The sequence below is a fragment of the Vibrio sp. H11 genome, assembly GCF_004804295.1.
Taxonomy (GTDB): Bacteria; Pseudomonadota; Gammaproteobacteria; order Enterobacterales; family Vibrionaceae; genus Vibrio; species Vibrio ostreae.
Genome location: NZ_SSHN01000033.1, coordinates 1 through 689 on the forward strand (window position 1 = coordinate 1; position 689 = coordinate 689).

Genomic DNA, 689 nt, shown 5'->3' on the forward strand with positions numbered 1-689 from the left:
TGCCAAGGCATCCACCGTGTACGCTTAGTCACTTAACCATACAACCCGAAGGAGTTTCGAGTTGATGAACCAAGTCACCAAGGTTTCGTTGTCTCTCATTATTTGAATGAGCGAGAGACATGTCGATTTTGCCGGACTCAATTTTGAAACTTGTTAAACAAGTTTCTACCAAGCACACTTGAATGTGTTGTTGGTGTATTCCATTTCGGAATACATTGAGAACTTTACAAATAATATTTCGTTTACGAATAAACAAAAGATTATTTTGTCAGCTTTCCAAATTGTTAAAGAGCAGATGTTGAATAAACATCATTCAAGAGTTCTTAATAAAAACGCTTTGATGATGACTTTCGTTTTAGACAAGGCAAATTGAGAGGACGTGTATAATCATACACAACGACCAATTTAACGCAGTATAAAGCGAAAGTGGTATCCCGTAGGGGAGTCGAACCCCTGTTACCGCCGTGAAAGGGCGGTGTCCTAGGCCTCTAGACGAACGGGACACAATCTAACTTGATCTTTTTGCTTAACTCTTCGTTGTACTGCCTGTCCTCGTTCAGTTACATACTGATGTATGTGCCTTCACTCGTCAGTTGCACGCCTTGATTTAAACAAAAATCTCTTCGTTATATCTCTTTTCTATAAAACCGTATCAATCTGTGTGAACACTCATCGCAATAATCATTCGT

General features: G+C 39.3%; 1 tRNA gene. It reads right to left on the minus strand.

The features are described from left to right. Nucleotides 1–427: 427 nt before the first annotated feature. A tRNA-Glu gene (locus E6C74_RS20940) sits at nucleotides 428–503 on the minus strand. Between the last annotated feature and the right edge of the window lie 186 nt (nucleotides 504–689).